This window comes from Pseudomonas sp. SDO5591_S426 (genome assembly GCF_054070755.1).
In genome coordinates, this window is the sequence record NZ_JBSVXD010000102.1 from 1 (window position 1) to 22,234 (window position 22,234).

23 protein-coding genes are annotated in these 22,234 nt (G+C 61.0%); 17 read left to right on the forward strand and 6 right to left on the reverse strand.

The features are described from left to right. Nucleotides 1-35: 35 nt before the first annotated feature. Together ACW9JC_RS19065 and olsB are read right to left on the reverse strand one after the other, a co-directional pair. Nucleotides 36-830: a lysophospholipid acyltransferase family protein gene (locus tag ACW9JC_RS19065; protein WP_448106642.1), complete on the reverse strand. Its 795-nt coding sequence runs from the start codon at nucleotides 828-830 to the stop codon at nucleotides 36-38. After that, nucleotides 830-1,585: an L-ornithine N(alpha)-acyltransferase gene (olsB, locus tag ACW9JC_RS19070; RefSeq protein ID WP_034146715.1), complete on the reverse strand. Its 756-nt coding sequence runs from the start codon at nucleotides 1,583-1,585 to the stop codon at nucleotides 830-832. Before olsB ends, ACW9JC_RS19065 begins: the two co-directional genes overlap by 1 nt. Before the next feature lie 155 nt (nucleotides 1,586-1,740). Here olsB and ACW9JC_RS19075 point away from each other — a divergent pair, with 155 nt between their 5' ends. From ACW9JC_RS19075 to ACW9JC_RS19115, 9 genes are all read left to right on the forward strand, one after another. Beyond that, complete coding sequence (locus tag ACW9JC_RS19075; protein WP_457456823.1) at nucleotides 1,741-2,619, forward strand: acyl-CoA dehydrogenase; 879 nt, start codon at nucleotides 1,741-1,743, stop codon at nucleotides 2,617-2,619. A gap of 103 nt (nucleotides 2,620-2,722) precedes the next feature. Continuing rightward, nucleotides 2,723-3,817 (forward strand): serine hydrolase domain-containing protein, encoded by a 1,095-nt coding sequence (locus ACW9JC_RS19080; RefSeq protein ID WP_457456825.1) that lies wholly within the window; start codon nucleotides 2,723-2,725, stop codon nucleotides 3,815-3,817. Next, a complete protein-coding gene (locus tag ACW9JC_RS19085; protein WP_457456828.1) occupies nucleotides 3,814-4,137 on the forward strand; it encodes an amidase in 324 nt (107 codons plus the stop codon). Before ACW9JC_RS19080 ends, ACW9JC_RS19085 begins: the two co-directional genes overlap by 4 nt. Before the next feature lie 150 nt (nucleotides 4,138-4,287). Then, nucleotides 4,288-5,463 carry a M20 aminoacylase family protein gene (locus ACW9JC_RS19090; RefSeq protein WP_457456830.1) on the forward strand — a complete coding sequence of 392 codons (1,176 nt, stop codon included), beginning with the start codon at nucleotides 4,288-4,290 and terminating at the stop codon, nucleotides 5,461-5,463. An 81-nt stretch (nucleotides 5,464-5,544) separates the two neighbouring features. Beyond that, a complete protein-coding gene (locus ACW9JC_RS19095) occupies nucleotides 5,545-6,855 on the forward strand; it encodes a citrate-proton symporter (protein WP_457456832.1) in 1,311 nt (436 codons plus the stop codon). 20 nt (nucleotides 6,856-6,875) lie between these two features. Further along, nucleotides 6,876-8,300: an amidase gene (locus ACW9JC_RS19100; protein ID WP_457456853.1), complete on the forward strand. Its 1,425-nt coding sequence runs from the start codon at nucleotides 6,876-6,878 to the stop codon at nucleotides 8,298-8,300. Nucleotides 8,301-8,370: 70 nt separating this feature from the next. Next, on the forward strand, nucleotides 8,371-9,141 hold the full coding sequence (locus ACW9JC_RS19105; protein ID WP_457456834.1) for an IclR family transcriptional regulator: 771 nt from the start codon (nucleotides 8,371-8,373) through the stop codon (nucleotides 9,139-9,141). A 140-nt stretch (nucleotides 9,142-9,281) separates the two neighbouring features. Further along, nucleotides 9,282-9,872 carry a YceI family protein gene (locus ACW9JC_RS19110; RefSeq protein WP_338585162.1) on the forward strand — a complete coding sequence of 197 codons (591 nt, stop codon included), beginning with the start codon at nucleotides 9,282-9,284 and terminating at the stop codon, nucleotides 9,870-9,872. Nucleotide 9,873: 1 nt separating this feature from the next. Further along, a complete protein-coding gene (locus ACW9JC_RS19115) occupies nucleotides 9,874-11,031 on the forward strand; it encodes a phospholipase D-like domain-containing protein (protein WP_448106652.1) in 1,158 nt (385 codons plus the stop codon). Nucleotides 11,032-11,127: 96 nt separating this feature from the next. Here the strand turns inward: ACW9JC_RS19115 and bglX are convergent, their stop codons facing one another. After that, a complete protein-coding gene (gene bglX, locus ACW9JC_RS19120) occupies nucleotides 11,128-13,419 on the reverse strand; it encodes a beta-glucosidase BglX (protein ID WP_457456837.1) in 2,292 nt (763 codons plus the stop codon). Nucleotides 13,420-13,655: 236 nt separating this feature from the next. Here bglX and ACW9JC_RS19125 point away from each other — a divergent pair, with 236 nt between their 5' ends. The 4 genes from ACW9JC_RS19125 (at nucleotide 13,656) to ACW9JC_RS19140 (ending at nucleotide 17,012) form a co-directional block, all read left to right on the forward strand. After that, complete coding sequence (locus tag ACW9JC_RS19125; RefSeq protein ID WP_338585165.1) at nucleotides 13,656-14,261, forward strand: LemA family protein; 606 nt, start codon at nucleotides 13,656-13,658, stop codon at nucleotides 14,259-14,261. A gap of 29 nt (nucleotides 14,262-14,290) precedes the next feature. After that, nucleotides 14,291-15,046 carry a TPM domain-containing protein gene (locus ACW9JC_RS19130; RefSeq protein ID WP_338585166.1) on the forward strand — a complete coding sequence of 252 codons (756 nt, stop codon included), beginning with the start codon at nucleotides 14,291-14,293 and terminating at the stop codon, nucleotides 15,044-15,046. 28 nt (nucleotides 15,047-15,074) lie between these two features. Continuing rightward, entirely contained in the window at nucleotides 15,075-15,692 is a 618-nt protein-coding gene (locus ACW9JC_RS19135) for a TPM domain-containing protein (protein WP_416127980.1), read from the forward strand. Nucleotides 15,693-15,797: 105 nt separating this feature from the next. Beyond that, nucleotides 15,798-17,012, forward strand: coding sequence for a class I SAM-dependent methyltransferase (locus tag ACW9JC_RS19140; RefSeq protein WP_457456840.1), 1,215 nt, complete (start codon nucleotides 15,798-15,800; stop codon nucleotides 17,010-17,012). 80 nt (nucleotides 17,013-17,092) lie between these two features. Here the strand turns inward: ACW9JC_RS19140 and ACW9JC_RS19145 are convergent, their stop codons facing one another. After that, nucleotides 17,093-17,983 carry a DMT family transporter gene (locus ACW9JC_RS19145; RefSeq protein WP_457456843.1) on the reverse strand — a complete coding sequence of 297 codons (891 nt, stop codon included), beginning with the start codon at nucleotides 17,981-17,983 and terminating at the stop codon, nucleotides 17,093-17,095. Between the two features lie 300 nt (nucleotides 17,984-18,283). On the opposite strand from ACW9JC_RS19145, the gene ACW9JC_RS19150 reads away from it, so the two are divergent. The 3 genes from ACW9JC_RS19150 to ACW9JC_RS19160 all read left to right on the forward strand — a co-directional run bounded on the left by ACW9JC_RS19150 (nucleotide 18,284) and on the right by ACW9JC_RS19160 (nucleotide 19,706). Then, nucleotides 18,284-18,865 (forward strand): DJ-1/PfpI family protein, encoded by a 582-nt coding sequence (locus ACW9JC_RS19150; protein WP_056856067.1) that lies wholly within the window; start codon nucleotides 18,284-18,286, stop codon nucleotides 18,863-18,865. Nucleotides 18,866-18,879: 14 nt separating this feature from the next. Further along, nucleotides 18,880-19,185, forward strand: coding sequence for a ribbon-helix-helix domain-containing protein (locus tag ACW9JC_RS19155; RefSeq protein WP_150705160.1), 306 nt, complete (start codon nucleotides 18,880-18,882; stop codon nucleotides 19,183-19,185). Nucleotides 19,186-19,361: 176 nt separating this feature from the next. Further along, on the forward strand, nucleotides 19,362-19,706 hold the full coding sequence (locus ACW9JC_RS19160) for a YegP family protein (protein ID WP_457456845.1): 345 nt from the start codon (nucleotides 19,362-19,364) through the stop codon (nucleotides 19,704-19,706). 135 nt (nucleotides 19,707-19,841) lie between these two features. Here ACW9JC_RS19160 and ACW9JC_RS19165 read toward each other — a convergent pair whose 3' ends face one another. Then, on the reverse strand, nucleotides 19,842-20,729 hold the full coding sequence (locus ACW9JC_RS19165; RefSeq protein ID WP_457456847.1) for a dihydrodipicolinate synthase family protein: 888 nt from the start codon (nucleotides 20,727-20,729) through the stop codon (nucleotides 19,842-19,844). A 28-nt stretch (nucleotides 20,730-20,757) separates the two neighbouring features. After that, a complete protein-coding gene (locus ACW9JC_RS19170; protein WP_457456849.1) occupies nucleotides 20,758-21,540 on the reverse strand; it encodes an aldolase in 783 nt (260 codons plus the stop codon). A 111-nt stretch (nucleotides 21,541-21,651) separates the two neighbouring features. On the opposite strand from ACW9JC_RS19170, the gene ACW9JC_RS19175 reads away from it, so the two are divergent. Then, complete coding sequence (locus ACW9JC_RS19175; protein WP_457456851.1) at nucleotides 21,652-22,194, forward strand: helix-turn-helix domain-containing protein; 543 nt, start codon at nucleotides 21,652-21,654, stop codon at nucleotides 22,192-22,194. The last annotated feature ends 40 nt before the right edge of the window (nucleotides 22,195-22,234 follow it).

Sequence of the window (22,234 nt, forward strand, 5' to 3'; positions counted from 1 at the left end):
GTGTAGGAGCTGCCGCAGGCTGCGATCTTTTGTTTTCAGGCGGCGATCAGTTCGCCGGCACGACGCGGTTCAGCAGGTTTCACCACATCACCAAACAATGCCTTCTGCACCGCTTGCTGCGCGTCGAACGCCAGTGCCGCGCGCTCGCGGCCTTCACAAGCGATCGGCTTGAGCAAATGAATCTCCACACCACCACGGTCATTGGCAAACAACCGCATCAGGTGCGAGAGCAAGTCATCATCGCCAATGAACGGCGCTAGCGTATCGAGCTCACCGTCACGCACGTAACGGATCGCCACCGGTTGCAACGCCACCTCGGAATCAATCGCCGCCGACAACAAGCGACCATGGAAAGTACGCAGCGAACGGCCATCGGTGGTGGTGCCTTCCGGGAACATCAGCAGCGGATGCGCCTGTTCCAGATGACGGGTCATCTGTTTGCGGATCAACTGGCTGTCGCCCGAACCTCGACGGATAAACAGGCTGCCAGCCTTGGCCGCCAACCAACCGGCCACCGGCCAGGTGCGCACTTCGGCCTTGGACAGGAAGGACATCGGCGTGAGCATCCCCAGCAGCGGGATGTCAGTCCAGGAAACATGATTGCTGACCCACAGCATCGGCGCTTTAGGCATTTGACCGTGGACCGTCACGTCGAAGGGCAGGGCGTTGCTCAGGCGTGCCATGAAAAACCGCGACCAGCGCTGGCGGCGTTCCATCGAGTGGGCCATGCCCAAGCGTTCGAACACGCCGAACACACTGGCCATGGTCAGTCCAAGACCCACCACCAGCAACACCCGCGCAATTCGCGCGTACACGCGCAGCCGGCTCATTACACAGCCGCCTTGAAGTGTTTGGCGTAGCGCGGGCAGAGTTCGTCGCGCTTGAGCAGGATGAACACGTCGGCGACCTGGAAGTCTTCGTCCCAGCACGGCTCGCCGCAGATTTTCGCGCCCAGGCGCATGTAAGCCTTGAGCAGCGGTGGCATTTCGGCGATCACGTTGGAAGGAATATCCAGAGTCGGCAGCGGTTTTTTCGGTTCGGCGCGCAGGTGTTCTGTGCACAGGTAACGTTCGCGCAGTCGCTGCATGATCGCGTGGGCCTGGATTCCTCCGTCCTGCATCGGAATGCTCGCGCAACCCATCAAATAGCTGTAGCCGCCCTGGTTCAACACTTCGGCCAGTTCGCCCCAGAGCACGGCGATGGTGCCGCCGTTGCGGTAGGCCGGGTCGACGCAGGTGCGACCGATTTCCAGGATCGGGCCTTGCAGATGGACCAGGCCATGCAGGCTGAATTCTTCTTCGCTGTAGAACTTGCCCAGGCTGCTGGCGGCAGTGTGGTCGAGCAAGCGGGTGGTCGCCACCAGGCGTCCGGTGTTCAAGTCACGCACGCCGATGTGGGCGCAGTGAACATCATAGTCATCCATGTCCAGACCCAGTTCCGCGCCTTTCAGCTTGGCGTTGAACTCGCCGCTGAACACGTTGAAACGCAAGGCCTGAGCTTCCTGCAAAGCCTCGGCGCCCACCAGGCGTTCGGCTTGCAGGCGGCGTTCGTTGCCGGTGTCGCTGATGCGGGCGATCTGAGTCATGGCGATTCTCCGTGCGGGCTGCTCACCCGTCTTTGGGTTACAGCGGATCGACTTTCTTTATCCAGCCTTGTTGTGCAAAGTCAGGCTATGTAGCCCCGGTGTCATCGCCATGAAGCTTTGGTGATGCTTATATGACAGCCCACGAGGAGCCTCTTATGCCCTGGCAAACCCTGTTGAAACGCCGCGATCGCTTGCCCGCCAACCCGGATCTGGGCGAAGGCTTCGCGACCTTGTTAGAGCAATTGGGCAGCGTCACGCCGTTCGAATTGGCGGTGGCGGGCGGGCGCTTGATGGCAACGCCGGGGCTGGCGTTTCTGGTGGGCTATCAGGCGGCGCTGCGTATGCTCTGGCCGAGCGCGCCATTAAGCCTCGGCGCCCTGTGTGCGACCGAGCAACGCAGCCTGCGCCCGGCGGACATGCAAACCCGGCTCAGCGGTTTGCGCCTGAGCGGGCGCAAGGATTTCGTCACCGCCGGCGATGCCGCCGACTGGCTGCTGGTGGCCGCGCGCAGTGAAGAGCCTGGCGAAGATCCGCGTTTGAGTCTGGCGGTGATTTATCCCGATGAACCGGGGGTGCGGGTGGAACAACTGCCGCCAATTCCGTTGATGCCGGACATCAGCCACGGCCGCTTGTTTCTCGATAACGCGCTGTGTGAACTGCTCGCGGGGGATGGCTGGGATGCCTACGTCAAACCGTTCCGCACTCTGGAAGACATCTATGTGCTGAGCGCGATGAGCGCTTGGCTGTATGGCGTCGGCGATGACTGCGCCTGGCCGCAATCCTTGCAACTGCGCTTGCTGGCGCTGTTGGCCGGTTGCGCGGAAGTCAGCCGACAGGCACCGAGTCATCCGGCCGGGCATGTGTTGCTCGGTGGATTGTTTGCGCAGTTTGAATCGCTGAAAACTGAAATCAATGAAGCGCTGGCCGAAGGACCGCCGGAATGGGCGGCGATGTGGCAGCGGGATCAGGCGATGATGGATTTGGCGGCGGGGGCGCGGGGCAAGCGGTTGGCCAAGGCATTGGCGGCGATCTGACGATCCCCTGTAGGAGCAGCCTTCGGCAGCTCCTACAGGGATCGCGTGAGTGTCATTTAAGTGGGCTAGGCTCACCAGGTTATTCCCCAAGAGCCCCCCCGCCATGCCCAAAGGCTTGTCCCTGTTTTTCCTGCTACTGCTCAGCCTCACGGCCCGCGCCGAAAACTGGCCCGCCGAGCAATGGCAAACCGGCCCGGCCCTCACCGGCCCGGCGCTACAGGATCTGGAGAATTACGCCTTCCCACCCCGCAACGACACCACCCGCCAAGGCATCCGCACCGACGCCCTGCTGGTGATCCGCGACGGCCAATTGATCTACGAACGCTACGCCGGCCCGACCACCGCCGAAACGCCACACCTGACTTGGTCGATCAGCAAAAGCCTGATGGCCACGGTGCTCGGTGTGGCTTACGGCGAAGGCCTGTTCAAGTTCCAGGAGCCGGCGCAGAAATTTTATCCGCCGCTGAAAAAACACCCGGACATGACCATTGCCGATCTGCTGCACTGGGCCTCGGGCATCGACTGGCAGGAAGACTACGAATACGCCCCGTTGAAGTCGTCGGTGGTGGCCATGCTCTACACCCGTGGCCACGGGGACATGGCAGCGTTCACCGCCGACCACTCCAGTTACGCGGCGCCGGGCCAGGCGTTCCGCTACTCCAGTGGTGACAGCAATCTGTTGTCCGCCGCGCTGAAAAACATCGTCGGGCCGAATCGCTATGCGGACTATCCATGGACCGCACTGTTCGAGCCGCTGGGCATTCGCCATGCCGTTTGGGAAACCGATGCCACGGGCACTTTCGTTGCGTCCTCGTATGCTTACCTCACCGCGCGGGATCTGGCGCGAGTCGGTTTGCTGATGGCCCGCGACGGTCGTTGGGGCGACAAACAACTGCTGCCCAAGGATTGGGTCGCTTTCAACCGCGAACCGTTCGCGAACTATCACGCCCACCAGGACGAAGCCGTACCCGGCGGACACTGGTGGCTCAATCGGGCAGCCGACGGCGCCGCCCAACCCTGGCCCGATGCCCCCGCCGACACCTTCGCCGCGCTGGGCCATTGGGGCCAGGCGATGTACGTGATTCCCAGCGAAAAACTGGTGATCGTGCGTTACGGCGATGACCGCGACGGCAGCTACCGGCACAACGAATTACTGAAACTCGCGCTCAAGGCGTTTGCGACAAAGGTGCAGCCATGACCGGTTTCATACGCCGTCGCCCGTTCAGTTCATTGTTGCTGATCCTGCTGCTCGCCTTGCTCGGCTGGATCTGGCACGAGCGCGTTGCACTGTGGGCGTTCCCCGACATCATCAGCGCCTATACCGCGAAGGAATATTGCTCGTGCCGTTACGTGATGAACAACGACACCGAGTATTGCCGTGGCTACGTGAAACAGTGGCTGCCCACCAGCGACTTTACCGATGACCCCGCCAGCAAGCGCATCACCGCCAGCGGCATGGGCCGCAGCAACAGCGCCGTGTGGATCGGCGAGCGTCAGGGCTGCCGCTTGCAGCCCTGATATCCCCTCAGGTTCCACTCTGTGGAACCACATTCGATTGTCCTCGCGCGCGACTCGCGGTTATCTGGCGGTGAGCGCGACCTGCCTTTGATGTCGCGAAATCACAACGAACAACAAGAACGGGAAATCACCCGGCCTGAGGAAATTGTCATGACCCGACATCAGCACATCCTTGCCTGGCTCAACGACGTGGCCAGCGACCTGCACGCCACTCGCCAGGACATCCATGCCCACCCGGAACTCGGCTTCGAGGAAAACCGCACCTCGGCGCTGGTGGCCAAATCCCTGGCGGATTGGGGCTACGAGGTGCACACCGGGATCGGCAAGACCGGCGTGGTCGGCGTCCTGCGCAATGGCAGCAGCCCGCGCAAGCTCGGGATACGGGCAGACATGGATGCACTGCCGATCATCGAAAACACCGGCGCAACCTACAGCAGTCAGCACAAGGGCTGCATGCACGCCTGCGGGCATGACGGCCACACCACGATGTTGCTGGGCGCGGCGCGCTACCTGGCGGCGACCCGCCAGTTCGACGGCACCCTGACCCTGATTTTCCAGCCCGCCGAAGAAGGCCAGGGCGGCGCGGAAGCGATGCTCGCCGATGGCTTGCTCGAACGTTTTCCCTGCGATGCGCTGTTCGGCATGCACAACATGCCGGGTTTGCCGGCGGGGCATCTGGGCTTTCGCGAAGGGCCGATGATGGCCTCGCAGGATTTGCTCACGGTGACCATCGAAGGCGTGGGCGGTCACGGCTCGATGCCGCATCTGGCGGTTGATCCGTTGGTGGCGGCGGCGAGCGTGGTCATGGCTCTGCAAACCGTGGTCGCGCGCAACATCGATGCACAGCAGGCGGCGGTGGTCACGGTCGGCGCGTTGCAGGCCGGGGAAGCAGCAAACGTCATTCCACAGCAGGCGATCCTGCGCCTGAGCTTGCGTGCACTGAACGCCCAAGTGCGCGAGCAAACTCTGGACCGCGTGCGCTCAATCATCGAATCCCAGGCCCAGAGTTTCGGTTGCACCTCACGCATCGAACATCGCCCGGCCTATCCGGTACTGGTCAACCACGCCGCCGAAACCGAGTTCGCCCGTCAAGTCGGCGTTGAATTGGTTGGCGCTGACGCGGTGGACGGCAACACGCCAAAGCTCATGGGCAGCGAAGACTTTGCCTGGATGCTGCAACGCTGCCCCGGCGCCTACCTGTTCATCGGCAACGGCGTGTCGCGGCCGATGGTGCACAACCCCGCGTATGACTTTAATGACGACATCCTGCTGACCGGCGCGGCGTACTGGGGCGCGCTGACCGAGAGCTGGCTCAAGCCTGCCTGATTTCCGCACTTTCTACTGCCGCTGGACCGGGCGCGCGCCGTCGTGCCCGCCGTTACCCAACAGGTTTTTGGAGAGTTCCCCATGCAGACTTCGAGCACAGGCGTTTCGCGTACCCGGCAGGTGGTCGCCGCCGTTATCGGCAATGCGCTGGAATGGTATGACTTCATCGTTTACGGCTTTCTGGCGAGCATCATCGCCCGGCAATTTTTCCCGTCTGAAGACGAGTACGCGTCGCTGCTGATGGCGTTGGCGACCTTCGGCGTCGGCTTCTTCATGCGCCCGGTGGGCGGCATTCTGTTGGGCATGTATTCGGACCGCAAAGGGCGCAAGGCGGCGATGCAGATGATCATCCGCCTGATGACCGTGTCCATCGCACTGATCGCCTTCGCGCCGAATTACGCCGCCATCGGCATGGGCGCGCCGTTGTTGATCGTTGTTGCGCGGATGCTCCAGGGCTTCGCCACGGGCGGTGAATACGCCAGCGCCACGGCGTTTCTGGTGGAGAGCGCACCGGCGCACCGCAAGGGTTTGTATGGCTCGTGGCAACTGGTCGGGCAATGCCTGGCGGTGTTCTCCGGGGCAGCGATGGTTGCCTTGTTCACCCACCTGCTTTCCCCTGAGGCGCTGGACAGTTGGGGCTGGCGCATTCCATTCATGATCGGCTTGTTGATCGGCCCGGTCGGGCTGTGGATTCGCAAGCACATGGAAGAGCCGGAAGAGTTTCTTGAAGCACGCAAGCAGGCCAAAGGTCAGAGCCCGAGCCTGATGCAAGTGCTCCGCGAACACCGCCGCAGCATTCTGGTGTCGATGGGTCTGGCCTGCGGGGCGACCGTGTCGTTCTACGTGGTGCTGGTGAACATGCCGACCTTCGCCCACAAAAATCTGGGCCTGCCGCTGGATCAGGTGTTGCTGGTGCAGATGCTCGCGGTGGCGGTGATGACGGTGGTCATTCCATTGTCCGGCGCGCTGTCGGATCGCCTCGGTCGCCGTCCGGTACTGATGGCGTTCACCCTGGCGTTTTTCCTGATGGTGTATCCGCTGTACGTGTGGGTGGCGGCAGCGCCGTCGGTGGAGCGTTTGCTGGTGATGCAACTGTTGCTGTGCAGCGCCATCGGCGGTTTCTTCGGCCCGGCACCGACGGCGCTGGCCGAGCAGTTCCCCATCGAAGTGCGCTCCACCGGGGTGTCGGTGGCTTACAACGTCGCCGTCATGGTGTTCGGTGGTTTCGCGCCGCTGATCGTCACTTGGCTGAGCAAGGTATTGGCAACGCCGGTGGCGCCGTCGTTCTACGTGTTGTTCGCTTGCGTGCTGACGCTGTTGGGCACTTACTGCATGCAGGAAGCACCACGGGCAAAGCGATCTGTCGAACTTAACCTTGGGGTGAAAGCTTGAGCATCAATCCGATTGTTGAAATGGACGCCGATGCGCTGTCCTGGGCCATCCACGCGCGGCAGGTGTCGTGCCGTGAAGTGATGCAGGCGTATCTGGCGCAGATCGAGCGCTTCAATCCGCTGGTCAATGCGCTGGTGTCGCTGCGTCCGAGTGAAGAACTGCTGGCCGAAGCCGACGCCTGTGACCGGCAACTGGAGCAGGGCCAGTCCCGAGGCTGGATGCACGGCATGCCGCAAGCGGTCAAGGATCTGGCGGCCACCGCCGGTTTGCGCACCACCATGGGCTCGCCGCTGTTCGCCGAACAAGTCCCGCAGCACGACGCCATCAGCGTGGCGCGGGTGCGTGACTGCGGGGCGATCATCATCGGCAAGACCAACGTTCCGGAATTCGGCCTCGGCTCGCAGACCTACAACAGCGTATTCGGCACCACCACCAATGCCTACGACCCGACGCGGGTTGCCGGTGGCAGCAGCGGCGGGGCGGCGGTGGCGTTGGCGTTGCGCATGCTGCCGGTGGCCGACGGCAGCGACATGATGGGCTCGCTGCGCAATCCGGCGGCGTTCAACAACGTCTTCGGTTTTCGTCCGTCCCTGGGCCGCGTGCCACACGGGCCGCAACCTGAGGTGTTCGTCCAGCAGCTGGCCACTGAAGGGCCGATGGGCCGCACGGTCACGGATGTCGCACGGTTGCTCGGCACACAGGCCGGGTACGACTCGCGCGTGCCGTTGTCGCTGACTCAAGACCCGGAGATTTTCCACCAGCCACTGGCGCAAGATTTCAGCGACGTCCGCGTTGGTTGGCTGGGCGACTACAACGGTTATCTGCCGATGGATCCCGGTGTGATGAGCCTGTGCGAATCGGCGTTGCAGGACTTCGCGGCACTGGGCTGCAAGGTCGAAGCCTGCCAGCCGGATTTCTCCATGGAACGCCTGTGGCAAACCTGGCTGGTGCATCGTCACTGGCTGGTGCAAGGCAGCCTCGGCGCGCTATACGCCGATCCGCAAAAACGCGAGCAACTCAAGCCCGAGGCGCAATGGGAAATCGAAGGTGGGTTGCACCTGACGGCTGCGGATGTCTATCAGGCCTCGGTCAGTCGCAGCGAGTGGTATCGAGCCTTGAACGAATTGTTCGAACGTTACGACTTCCTGTTGTTGCCCACCGCCCAAGTGTTTCCTTTTGATGCACAAACCCCGTGGCCACGCATCGTTGGCGGGCAAAGCATGGACACTTATCACCGCTGGATGGAAGTGGTGATCGGGCCGACTCTGGCCGGATTGCCGAGCATGAATGTGCCGGTGGGTTTCAACCCTGTCGGGTTGCCGATGGGCCTGCAAATCATTGGCCCGGCCCAGGCCGACCGCGCTGTGCTGCAACTGGCGTATGCCCATGAGCAGTTGACCCAATGGGTCAAACGTCAGCCGCCCGGCTGTCTGCAAAACGCTTGAGCACGGCAGACGGGCGCACATCTTGCTGTATAAAACGATCATTCCATCCGGGCAGAGGGAGATCGAATCCATGGACAGCAAAGCAGAATCCGGTAGCGTGCGTTCGGTCGAGCGCGCCCTGGCGATCGTCGAGTTGCTGGGAGAGCATCAGGCGTTGGGGCTGGAGGAGTTGCATTACCTGACAGCCTTGCCCAAAGCCACGGTGTCGCGCATGTTGCTGACCTTGCAGGAGCAGGGCTGGATCTATCGCGGCTTGAGCGACCGGCGTTACCGCTTGTGCGCCAAGCGTTTGTTCGGCGACAGCCAGCAGCGCTTCAAGCGGCGTCTGGTGGAAAACGCCGCGCCGCTGTTGCTGGAATTGAGCGAGCGTACCGGGCTGGTGGCGGACCTGTCGTGCTTTGACGGCGAGCGGATCGAGGTCATGGAAAGTGCCATCCCGACGGTGTTACGCAAACGCTATCCGAACAATTGCCAGATCGTCGGCCAGCACGCCAGCCTGTTTCATTCGGCGATGGGGCGGGCTTGTCTAGGTGAGCTGGACAGTTCTGAAGTGGAACGCCTGGCCGAGCGTGAACGGTTGAACGACGACACACTGTTCAGCGCCACTGAAACGGCTTTGCATCAGGGCTTCGGCCAGCGCACCGAAGGCTACTGGGAATACCCGGTGCGCCTGCCGTTCCTGATTCGCGCGGTAGCGTTGCCGATCCGCACAGGCGGCCGACTGGTTGGCAGCATGGCGTTGCACTGGCCGATGGACCAGGCGCCGGTGGAGCGGGTGCTGAGCCTGCACCTCAACAGCCTGGCCACGACCATCGGCGATGTGCAGCAGGCGATGGCCTGACAGCAAAAGGTCGCAGCTCCTACACGGTTTTTTGTACTCCTGTAGGAGCTGCCGAAGGCTGCGATCTTTTGATCTTCGGTTTGCAATAGAGCAGCGGGCAGTTAAGGTTCAGCACAGGTTTATCTGCCCTACGAGTCTTTATGTTCAAGCTGTCTGTCTGCAAAACCCTCGCCTTATTGCTGTTGGCCGGCGCTTCGCTGTCGGCCCAGGCCAACTGGTATCTGGACGGCGAGTCTTCGCGGCTGTCGTTCGTCAGTACCAAAAACGCCAATATTTCCGAAGTGCAGCGCTTCCTGGTGTTGCACGGCAAAGTCGATCCCAAGGGTTTGGCGCAGGTTGAAGTCGAGCTGGATTCGATCAACAGCGGCATCCCGTTGCGCGATGAACGCATGCGCAACAACCTGTTCGAAATCGACAAATTTCCCGAAGCACTGATCACCACGCAGATCGACCTGCGCCCCATCAACGACCTCGCTCCCGGCGCACAATTGGAATTGCGCCTGCCGCTGACCGTCGACCTGCATGGCAAGCAACACACCTACAACGCCGAACTGCTGGCGACCCGTCTCGATGATCGGCGTTTTCAGGTGGTGACGCTGGAGCCGCTGGTGATCAACGCCGAAGACTTCGACCTGGCGCCGGGCCTGGACGCGCTGCGCAAGGTTGCCGGTTTGTCGGCCATCAGTTTGTCGGTGCCGGTGGGTGCGGTACTGATTTTCACGGCGCGCTGACATGGCCGGCGCAATTTTCCCATGGCGTGAAGGTAACCACTTCGAACTGCTGATCGACGGCCCGCAGTTCTTCCCGCGCATGCTGGTGGCAATTGCCCGCGCCGAAGAACAGGTCGAACTGGAGCTGTATCTGGTGGAGGCGGGCGCCTGCGCCGAGGCCATGGTCCAGGCGTTGGTCCAGGCTGCCGAACGCGGCGTGCGGGTGCGTTGCCTGTTCGATGATTACGGCAGCCTAGCGTTCACCCTGACTTTGCGTCAGCGCCTGATGGCGGCCGGGGTTGAACTGCGCTTTTACAATCGCCTGAACTGGCGGCGCTGGGTCGGCAATTTCTACCGCGATCACCGCAAGTTGCTGCTGGTGGATCAGAGCATGGCGGTGGTCGGCGGCACCGGCGTCACCGATGAGTTCTGGACGCCGGGTGAAGACGTCAGCGAGTGGCACGAAGTGATGGTGGAAATCACCGGCCCGCTGGTGCTGGACTGGCAACTGCTGTTCGACCGCCAATGGATCGCCAACCGCCATCGCCGCGCCTGGAAACCCGCGTCGCATTTCGGCTTGCCGCGTTTGCCTCGCGTGCCGTCCACGGGCGAGGGCATGGGGCGTGTGGCCTATGCCGACGCCCGCCAGCACCGCGACATTCTGCAATCGCTGATTCGCGCACTGAACAGCGGCCAGAAACGCATCTGGCTGGCCACCCCGTATTTTCTGCCGACCTGGAAAGTCCGCCGTTCCCTGCGCCGTGCCGCGGGCCGAGGCGTCGATGTGCGCCTGCTGCTGACCGGGCCCCGCACCGATCACCCGTCCGTGCGCTACGCCGGGCATCGCTACTACCCGCGCCTGCTCAAGGCCGGAGTGAAGATTTTCGAATACCAGCCGTGTTTCCTCCACCTGAAAATGGTCTTGATCGACGATTGGGTTAGCATCGGTTCGTGCAACTTCGATCACTGGAATCTGCGCTTCAACCTGGAAGCCAATCTGGAAGCACTGGACCCGGCATTGACCCGGGCGGTGGCGGCGAGTTTCGAAACGGATTTTGCCCAGAGCCAGCAAGTCAGCCTGGAAGAATGGCAACGCCGGCCGTTGTGGCGGCGGGTCAAGCAAAGGGTGTGGGGATGGGTGGATCGGGTGGTGGTGAATCTGTTGGATCGGCGGGGGTAAAGCAAGATCAAAGGATCGCAGCCTTCGGCAGCTCCTACAGGGTTATGTGTACACCTGTAGGAGCTGCCGAAGGCTGCGGTCTTTTGCGTTTAAGGGTTACAGCAGTTCAAAACTCTGCTGCGTCACGTCCTGGGAATCCAGGCCGATCTGCACGTTGAACTTGCCAGGCTCGGCGGCGTACTTGAGCTGGGTGTTGTAGAACTTCAGGTCGTCCTCGGTGATGGTGAAGTGCACGACTTTCTGTTCGCCGGCCTTGAGCATCACTTTCTGGAAGTTTTTCAGTTCCTTGATCGGACGGATCATCGAACCGGTTTCGTCCTGAATGTACAACTGCACCACGGTTTCACCGTCACGCTTGCCGGTGTTCTTCACCGTGACGCTGGCATCGAGCTTGCCGGTCTTGTTCAGCGTGGTCGACGAGAGCGCCATGTCGCTCAGGCTGAAGCTGGTGTAGCTCAAGCCATAGCCGAACGGGAACAGCGGGCCGGTGGTGTCATCGAAATACTGCGAGGTGTAGTTGCCCGGTTTGCCCGGCGTGAACGGCCGGCCAATGGTTAGGTGGTTGTAGTAGGTCGGAATCTGGCCCACCGAGCGCGGGAAGGAAATCGGCAGTTTGCCCGACGGGTTGTAGTCGCCGAACAGCACGTCGGCGATGGCGTTGCCGCCTTCGGTGCCGCTGAACCAGGTTTCCAGGATCGCGTCAGCCTGTTCTTTCTCTTCGAGGATCGACAGCGGACGGCCGTTCATCAACACCAGCACCAGCGGTTTGCCGGTGGCTTTCAAGGCGCGGATCAGTTCACGCTGGTTTTCCGGGATGTTCAGGTCGGTACGGCTCGACGATTCGTGGGACATGCCACGGGACTCGCCCACAGCGGCAACCACCACGTCGGCATCCTTGGCGGCTTTCACCGCTTCGTCGATCAGCACGTTCGCCGGTCGCGGATCATCGACCACTTCCGGGGCATCGAAGTTGAGGAAGTTCAGGTAATCGAGGATTTTCTTGTCGCTGGTGATGTTGGCACCACGGGCGTAGATCAGCGTCGATTTATCGCCCAACGCAGTGGTCATGCCGTCGAACAGGGTCACCGATTGCGCCGGACGACCGGCAGCGGCCCAACTGCCCATCATGTCGATCGGTGCCTTGGCCAGCGGGCCGACAAGGGCGATTTTCGCGGTTTTCTTCAGCGGCAGGGTTTCGTTCTGGTTCTTCAGCAACACCAGGCTGCGGCGCGCGACATCGCGAGCCTCGGTACGGTGCAGACGGCTGTCGGCGTAAGTGTCGGCCGGATCATCCTCGGCCTTGCCGATACGCAGGTACGGGTCTTTGAACAGGCCCATGTCGTACTTGGCGTCGAGCACCGCACGCACGGCGTTGTCGATGTCGCTCTGCTGGATCTCGCCGGATTTCAACAGCCCCGGCAGTTCTTTGCCGTACAGGGTGTCGTTCATGCTCATGTGGATGCCGGCCTTGATCGCCAGCTTCGCGGCTTCGCGACCGTCAGCGGCGACGCCGTGTTTGATCAGTTCGAAAATCGCCCCGTGGTCGCTGACGGCCAGGCCCTTGAAGCCCCATTCCTTGCGCAACAGGTCGTTCATCAGCCAGGTGTTGGCGGTGGCGGGCACGCCGTTGATCGAGTTCAACGCGACCATCACGCCGCCGGCACCGGCATCGATCGCCGCGCGGTACGGTGGCAGGTAGTCCTGGTACATCTTGACCGGGCTCATGTCGACCACGTTGTAGTCGCGGCCACCCTCGACTGCGCCGTACAGGGCGAAGTGCTTGACGCTGGCCATGATGCTGTCGGCCGCATTCGCGCCCGTGCCCTGGAACGCTTTGACCATCACGCCGGCAATGCGCGAAACGAGATAGGTGTCTTCGCCGAAGCCTTCGGAGGTACGGCCCCAGCGCGGGTCGCGGGAAATATCGACCATCGGCGCGAAGGTGATGTCGAGGCTGTCAGACGCGGCTTCCTTGGCGGCGATGCGCCCGGACAGGCCGATAGCGTCCATGTCCCAGCTCGACGCCAGGGCCAGCGGGATCGGGAAAATGGTGCGGTGGCCGTGGATTACGTCGTAGGCGAAGAACATCGGGATCTTCAACCGGCTGCGCATGGCCGCGTCCTGCATCGGACGGTTTTCCGGACGGGTGATCGAGTTGAACGTACCGCCGATGTTGCCGGCCGCGATCTCTTTGCGAATCATCTCCCGGGGCATTTCCGGGCCGATGCTGATCAGGCGCAACTGGCCGATTTTTTCATCAAGGGTCATTTGCTTCATCAAATTGCTGACGAAGGCTTCCTTGTTCTCCAGAGGTGCGGGCGTCGTGGCGGCCAATACGTTATGACTGGCCAGGCTGACGAACAGGCCCAGCAAACACAGCTTCTTCATGAATAGTTTTCTCAAGGGCCCAAACGGCGATGTACACGCCGGCCAGCCAAAATTTAGGGAGCGACTATTGTTGTTCGGGTGCCGATTCAAAAAATGCCGGATGCAGTTTTTTGCGCAGGGCATCTTTTAGCCCATTGCCCCGATGCAATCCAGTGGCGCGGCCGATTATGCCCGAAGAGCCGGCCGAGAGGGTTGCGGGTTGTTTTTTCAATGAATGTGAAGGGAGCATCACTGATATGAATGTACGAGAGTCCTACCGGTCGAGGCTGCAAATCGCCACCTTGCTGGTGCTGGCCACGCTGCTGACCGCTTGCGGCATCAACAACATCCCGACCCTCGATGAGCAGGCCAAGGCCGCTTGGGGCCAGGTGCAGAACCAGTATCAGCGCCGCGCCGACCTGATTCCCAACCTGGTGGAAACCGTCAAGGGCTACGCCGCCCATGAGAAAGAGACCCTGACTGCGGTGATCGAGGCGCGGGCCAAGGCCACTTCGATCCAGGTCGACGCCTCGACCCTCGACAACCCGGAAAAACTCAAGCAATACCAACAGGCACAGGATCAGCTCAGCGGTGCCTTGAGCCGGCTGATGGTGGTGTCCGAGCGCTATCCGGACCTGAAGGCCAACCAGAACTTCCTCGCGTTGCAATCGCAGCTCGAGGGCACCGAAAACCGGATCAGCGTGGCGCGGCGCGACTTCATCCTCGCGGTGCAGAACTACAACACCGAGATTCGCACGTTCCCCGGCCGCCTGTGGCACAGCGTGATGTACAGCAACCTGCCGGTGCGCGAGACCTTCGAAGCCACGCCGGGGTCGGAAAAACCGCCCGAGGTTAAATTCTGATCGGTGCGTCACCACGGACGAGGTTACCCATGCGCGTGTTGAAAGCTGGCCTGGTGTTGTTGCTGTGGGTGTTTGCCCTGGCGGTCCAGGCCGAATTGAAGTTCCCGGAGCTGACCGGGCGGGTGGTGGATAACGCCCAGATGATCGAGCCCTCGGTGCGTGAGCAGCTTGCGCAGCAGTTGCAGGCCCACGAGAAAGTCACGGGTGAACAGCTTGTGATCGTGACGTTGCCGGACTTGCAGGGCGCCGACATCGCCGACTTCGGCTATCAACTGGGCCGCTACTGGGGCATCGGCCAGAAAGACAAGAACAACGGCGCGTTGCTGATCGTCGCCCGGGACGAGCGCAAACTGCGCATTGAAGTCGGTTACGGCCTGGAAGATCGCCTGACCGACGCCCAGAGTTCGGTGATCATCAATCAGGTCATCACCCCGGCATTCAAGACCGGTAACTTCAGCAAAGGCATCAGCGACGGCGTGGCGGCGATGCTGGTGGTGCTGGGCGGCAATCCACTGGACGAGCCGTCGACGGTGTATGAATCCGGTGGCGACCCGAGTGACGATTTTCTCTCGCGGCATCCGGGGCTGTTCGTGTTTCTGGTGTTGCTGTTCATCCTGACGGTGTTTGTTTGCCAGATGCTCGGTATCCTTCCCGCCGGCCGTGGCGGCTCCGGTGGTTCCGGGGGTGGTTTCGGTGGCGGTGGTGGTTTTGGCGGCGGTGGAGGCGGGGGCTTCAGCGGCGGTGGGGGCAGTTTCGGTGGCGGTGGTTCGTCCGGCGGCTGGTAACAATAAAAATGAGCAGGCACTTCACGACATGGCACTACTGACTGAACACGAACAACGCAAAGTCGCCGAGGCGATCGCCCGGGTCGAGCGCGACACCGACGCGGAACTGGTGACCGTGCTCGCGGCGCGCGCCGACGACTATGCGTACATCCCGCTGCTGTGGGCCAGTCTGCTGGCGCTGGTGGTGCCGGGGATCGTGCATTACCTGACAGGCTGGCTGACCCTGCACAACCTGTTGCTGGTGCAATGGATCAGCTTCATCGTCCTGTGCCTGGTGTTCCGGATTCCGAAAGTCACCACTCACCTGATCCCGCGTTCAGTGCGTCACTGGCGCGCCTCGAACCTGGCGCGCCGGCAATTTCTGGAGCAGAACCTGCACCACACCGTGGGCAGCACCGGCATCTTGATTTTCGTCTCTGAAGCCGAGCGTTATGTGGAAATCCTGGTGGACGAGGGGATTTCCAGTCGCCTCGACAACAAGAACTGGGACGCGATTGTCGCCGCGTTCACCCAGCAGGTGCGGCAGGGGCAGACGCTGCAAGGCTTTGTCAGCTGCGTCGAGGCCTGCGGCGAACTGCTCAAGGTACATGTGCCGGTGACGCACGTGCGCAATGAGTTGCCGAACCGCTTGGTGGTGTTGGGGTAAAGGGCGAATTCAAGCCGTTCGGTAAATAACTGCGTGTCCCGAACGGTCATCCCCCCTAAAATACCCGCCATTCCCCGATCCGCCCCGCCTGAGGCCGTTTTTTTCATGTCTGTCACCGCCACTCCCGCCAGCCTCGCGCCGGATCATCACGCCCAGTTCATCGAACTGCTGCAAACCAGCCTTGAGCAAAACGCCTTCATTAAACTGGTGCTGGCCAAGTACGCAGGCAGCGAGACCGACCTACAGCGGATCATCATCAAACCGGTGACGGTCAAGTCGCAACCGTGCCTGTCCTTCGTTTACCGCTACAAGACCCGCGACATCACCAAGAACCTGCCGCTGGAAGAAGGCGTCGCGCACATTGCCGAGCTGCTGCCAGCATCGTTCAAAAATGCGCATTTACTGGCCTTGACTGACGAAGCCCAGCTCGAATACAGCAAAAAGGGCAAGAGTTCGCTGTTCAAGAGCAAACCCCAGCAATTGCGCGAAGTGCCATCTGCCGAGCACAACCGTGAGAAAAACCGTTTCCTGGACGTGAGCCGGCCGTTCCTCGCTGACCTCGGCGTGACCAACAGCAAGCACGAGCTGATCCCGGCGATGTCGCGCAAGTGGAAGCAGATCAACAAGTTCATCGAAGTCTTCAGCCATGCGCTGACCTCGTCGCCGCTGGCGCTGGATAAACCGGTGCGCGTGGCGGATTTCGGTTCGGGCAAGGGTTACCTGACCTTCGCCATCCACGATTACCTGCGCAATACCCTGAACGCCGAAGGCGAAGTCACCGGCGTCGAGCTGCGTGAGGACATGGTCACTCTGTGCAACACCGCGGCTGCCAAACTTGAGCACCCGGGGTTGGTGTTCAAATGTGGTGATGTGCGCAGCGTGGCGCCGAGCGAACTGGACGTGATGATCGCGCTGCACGCTTGCGACATCGCCACTGACTACGCGATTCACACCGGCATTCGCTCCGGCGCGTCGATCATCATGTGCTCGCCGTGCTGCCACAAACAGATCCGCCTGCAAATCCAGAGCCCGGCACTGCTCAAACCGATGCTGCAATACGGCCTGCACCTGGGCCAGCAAGCCGAAATGGTCACCGACAGCTTGCGTGCACTGTTCCTCGAAGCCTGTGGTTACGAGACCAAGGTGTTCGAGTTCATCTCACTGGACCACACCAACAAGAACAAGATGATCCTGGCGGTCAAGCGCGCCGAGCCGGTTGATCCGGCCCAGCTGTTGGTGAAGATTCAGGAACTGAAGGATTTCTACCACATCAGCGAACATTGCCTGGAAACGCTGTTGCGGGCTGATGGTTACCTCTGATGGTGACCCTGTAGGAGCACAGCTTGCTGGCGATAGCGATCTTGAGGGCGCCATCGCCGGCAAGCCGTGCTCCTACAGGATTATGTCGTGGCTACTCGTGCCGGAATGACCGCCGTCTTGCGCCCCAGCACCACCGTCACGATCACCCCGGCCGCAAACAGCCAGGTAATCGGCTCCACGTGTTCTCCGAAGAACAACGCTGAAAAAGCGATGGTGAAGAAAATCTGCAGCAACTGGATCTGACTGACCCGGGCGATGCCCCCCATGGCCAGCCCGGCGTACCAGGCAAAGAAGCCGATGAACTGCGAAAACAGCGAGACGTAACCGAAGGCCCACCAGGTCTTGGCGGAAATCTCGCCCTGATGTTGCAGCGCCAGATACAGCACCGGGCCAATCAGCAGCGGCGTCGACAGCACCAGCGCCCAGCAGATCACCTGCCAACCGCCCATCTCCTTGGCCAACCGGCCACCTTCGGCGTAACCCAGACCGCCCACCGCAATCGCCCCGAGCATCAGCAAGTCACCGCCCTGAATGCTGCCGGCACCGCTGATCAGCGCGTAGCCGAGCACCAATGCACTGCCCAGTGCGGCGCAGGCCCAGAAGGCTTTTGACGGACGTTCATGGGACAACCACGCCGCATACAGCGCCACGCACAGCGGTTGTAGGCCATTGACCAACGCGCCATGGGACGCCGGCAAGGTTTGCATGGCCCAGGCTGACAACACCGGGAAACCGAGGATCACCCCGGCAATCACCAGGCTCAGGCCCTTGACCTGCTTCCAGGTCGGCCACTTTTCCCGGCGCAACAGCAACAGCAACGCTGCCGGAACCGCCGCGAACAGCGCGCGGCCGAGGCCGTTGAGCAGCGGATGAAGTTCCTGCACGACGATTCGCGTGAAGGGCAGGGTAAGGCTGAAGATCACAACGCCGAGCAGGCCCAGGGCCATGCCGGTGTTTTCGCGGGAGGACATGATGGCAACCAGAATGTTGGGTGATGGAGTAAGGCTTCATATAGCCATAAACCGTGGGTTTCCCGCTGTTACAGCTAGGTGCAGAGTTATCCGTACAGTTGGGAGCGAAGCTCCCAACGTAGGAGCTGCCGAAGGCTGCGATCTTTTGATCTTGTTTTTAGAATCACAATCAAAAGATCGCAGCCTCGTTTCACTCGACAGCTCCTACAGGTGATTTATCGTAGTAGCCGGTTGTTACCCGGACTGCCAGATAAGGACTACCTTGAATACTCCTACGCATTTTCCAGAGGAGTCCTCCCCATGGCAGCGAAAAAAATTCTGATGCTGGTCGGCGATTTCGTCGAAGACTACGAAGTGATGGTGCCGTTTCAGGCGCTGCTGATGGTCGGCCATACCGTTCACGCGGTTTGTCCGGACAAAACCGCCGGCCAGACGGTGCGCACGGCGATCCATGACTTCGAAGGCGACCAGACCTACAGCGAAAAACCCGGTCACCTGTTTGCCCTGAACTTCGACTTCGCCAAGGTCAACGCGGCGGATTACGACGCGGTGCTGATCCCGGGCGGTCGTGCGCCGGAGTACCTGCGGCTGAATGAAAAAGTCCTGGAACTGGTACGCGACTTCGACAAGGCCGGCAAGCCGATTGCCGCGGTGTGTCACGGTGCGCAATTGCTGGCAGCGGCAGGGATTCTCGAAGGTCGTGAGTGCAGCGCTTACCCGGCCTGCGCTCCGGAAGTGCGTCTGGCCGGCGGTACGTTCATCGACATCCCGGTGACGGACGGCCATGTTCAAGGCAATCTGGCCACGGCACCGGCCTGGCCTGCCCACCCGAACTGGCTCGCCGGTTTTCTTGGACTGCTGGGCACGAAAATCACGCTGTAACGAGGAACCTGTGCATGTGCGAGCTCTACGTCAAGGCCGACCCGATTCTCTACGAATCGCGCTCCCGCTCGCTGCGCATCTGTGGGGTCGTCACCACGCTGCGGCTGGAGAATCAGTTCTGGGACATCCTCAGCGAAATCGCCGAGGTCGACGGCATGACCACCAACCAGTTGATCGCCAAGCTGTATGAAGAGGTGATGGACTACCGCGGCGAGGTGGTGAATTTCGCCTCGTTCTTGCGGGTGAGTTGTACGCGGTATTTGAGTCAGCGGCGGGTGGCTTCTCCGGAGTTGTCGGTGGTGAAGCGTTCAGTCAAATAGGTTTGCGGCGTGCTTACTGGCCCCATCGCCAGCAGCCTGGCTCCCACAGTTGATTGGGTACATCAGTCCAATGTGGGAGCCAGCCTGCTGGCGATAGGGCCGGTTCAGGCGACAGAAACAGCAGGCTGGTCTTTACTCTGAAGCGCGCAATCTCTCAATCGCCAAGGAGAAACAGCATGTCCGGATGGTACGAAGTGAGCAAAAGCAGCAGCGGTCAGTTCAGGTTTGTGCTGAAGGCGGCGAATGCCGAAACCATTCTGACCAGCGAGCTGTACACCACCCGCGCCGCAGCCGACAAAGGCATTGCCTCGGTCCAGGCCAACAGTCCGCTGGATGAGCGCTACGAGAAGAAAAGCACCAAGGATGGCCATCCTTATTTCAATCTGAAGGCCGGTAACCACGAGATTATCGGCAGCAGCGAATCGTATTCTTCCGATGCCGCGATGGAGAAAGGCATCGCCAGTGTGAAGGCCAACGGGCCGACCAAAGTGGTCAAGGACAAAACCTTGCCGGTGCTTTGAACACCCCCCTATTCAAAAATGCACTGGGTAACCCTGTGGGAGCGAGCTTGCTCGCGATGGCGGTGTAGCAGTCAACATAGATGTTGAACATCATGGCCTCCTCGCGAGCAAGTTCGCTCCCACCGCTTCCCCTTTTTATCTCAAAGTTTCAATCAACCCTTGCAGTTGAGCACGACCAGGCTCACCCAACGGAAACACCGGCAACCGCGGATCACCGACTTCCAACCCGGTGTCGCGCAAACCCGCCTTGATCGTCGCCGGCAAACCACCCTTGAGAATGAAGTCCAGCAACGGCAACTGGCGATAGAACAGTTCGCGCGCCTTGCCCAGATCATTGGCCAGCACCGCTTCATACAAATCCAGGTTGAGCTGCGGGATGAGGTTCGGCGCCGCCGTGCACCAGCCTTTGGCCCCGGCCGCGAAGGCTTCCAGCGCCAGCGGGTTGCAGCCGTTGTAGAACGGCACCCGGCCTTCGCCCAGACGTTGCAGTTGATGCATGCGCTGGATGTCGCCGGTGCTCTCCTTGACCATGGTCACGTTTTCCACGCCGTTGACGATGCGCAGGATCAGGTCCACCGACATGTCGGTGCCGCTGGTGGCCGGGTTGTTGTAGAGCATGATCGGCACGCCGATGCTGTCGCCGATGGCGCGGTAGTGAGCGAGGATTTCCGCTTCGCTGAGTTTCCAGTAGGACGTCGGCAGGACCATCACCACGTCGGCGCCGTGGGCCTCGGCGAAACGTGCGCGGCGCACCGCTTTGGCGGTAGTCAGGTCGGACACGCTGACGATGGTCGGCACGCGTTTGGCCACGTGCTTGATGCTGAACTCGGCAACCTGATCCCACTCCGCGTCACTCAGGTAAGCGCCTTCGCCGGTGCTGCCCAGTGGCGCGATGGAATGCACACCGTCGTCGATCAAGCGGTCGATGGAACGCCCGAGCGCGTCAAGATCAACGCTTTCGCCATTGGCGGTGAACGGGGTGATGGTGTAGCCGATAATGCCGTGAATGTTTGCGGTGGACATGGTGTCTCTCCGTTGAAAAGGTCTGGATTCAGTTCAGGCAATCGGCGTGTTGACGCAGGTTCTGCCGAGCGTAGTAATTGAAAGCGGCGGCGTGGCGCTTGGGCCGGGCGATCCAGTCATGGGCTTCACGGCCCAGCTCCGGGATGATCGGCTTGATGGTCCCGGCGCTCATCGCCAGCAGCTGCAACTTGGCGGTGCGTTCGATCAGTTGCGCAATCACACAGGCCTCCTCGATGGTGGTGCCGGTGGACAACTGGCCGTGGTGGGAAAGCAGGATCGCCCGTTTGTCGCCGAGTGCACTGGCAATCAGGTCGCCTTCTTCGTTACCCACCGGCACGCCTGGCCAGCCTTCGAGAAACGCACAGTCTTCGTAGAGCGGGCAGAGGTCCATGTGCGAGATCTGCAGTGGCACTTCGAGCATCGACAGTGCGGCAACATGGGTCGGGTGGGTGTGAATGATGCAGTTCACATCCGGCCGGGCGCGGTACACCCAACTGTGGAAACGGTTGGCCGGGTTCGGCATGCCGTGGCCTTCGAGCACTTCCAGGTCTTCGTTGACCAGCAACAGGTTGCCCGCGGTGATTTCGTCGAAACCCAGGCCCAGTTGTTGAGTGTAGTAAGTGCCGGGTTGCGGGCCACGGGCGGTGATTTGCCCGGCCAGGCCGGAATCATGGCCATTCTCGAACAGAATGCGGCAGGTCAGGGCCAGCTTTTGTCGGTCGGTCCACGTATTATCCGCGAGCGTATTTTGCATCTGGCTGAGCGCTTGCTTGACCAGTTGATCTTTGGGCAGTGCTAATGTCTTCGCCATATCGGAGTCCTCTTTGGCAGGGTCATGCAGATGACACGAAAGATGCTATATGACACTTTGTGTCATGAGCAAGGACAATTCGTCGCCTCCTTGATGGATTAATCGTTTTAAATGTCTATCCGTTTGAAATTATTGAGAAAAAAACTTGGCGTAACCCTTGAGGCACTGGCGGAAAAATCCGGCATGACCAAGAGTTACCTGTCGAAAGTCGAACGCGGGCTGAACACGCCGTCGATTGCGGCTGCGCTGAAACTGGCCAAGGCGTTGAACGTGAAGGTCGAGGAGCTGTTCTCCGAAGACAAGGTCAGCCTCGACAGCTACAGCCTGGTGCGCAGCCACGAGCGCCAGCCGCTGGGCGCCAGCGACGACAATCCGGGTTACGCGGTGCTGGCCCATCAGGTTAGCGAGCGCAGCCTGTTGCCGTTCATCATCTATCCGCCGACCGAGTTCACCGACAAAGCCTTCAAGGAACATTTGGGCGAAGAGTTTTTGTTCGTCCACGAAGGGCAGGTGGAAGTGGATTTCGTCAGCGAACGTGTGCTGCTGAGTCGCGGCGATGCGCTGCACTTCAACTCACAGAAACCGCACCGGATCCGCTCGGTGGGCGAGGTTCAGGCGCAGTTGCTGGTGGTGGTGCATAGCGCTGAAGAATGAGGCCCGCCAAAAGATCGCAGCCTTCGGCAGCTCCTACATA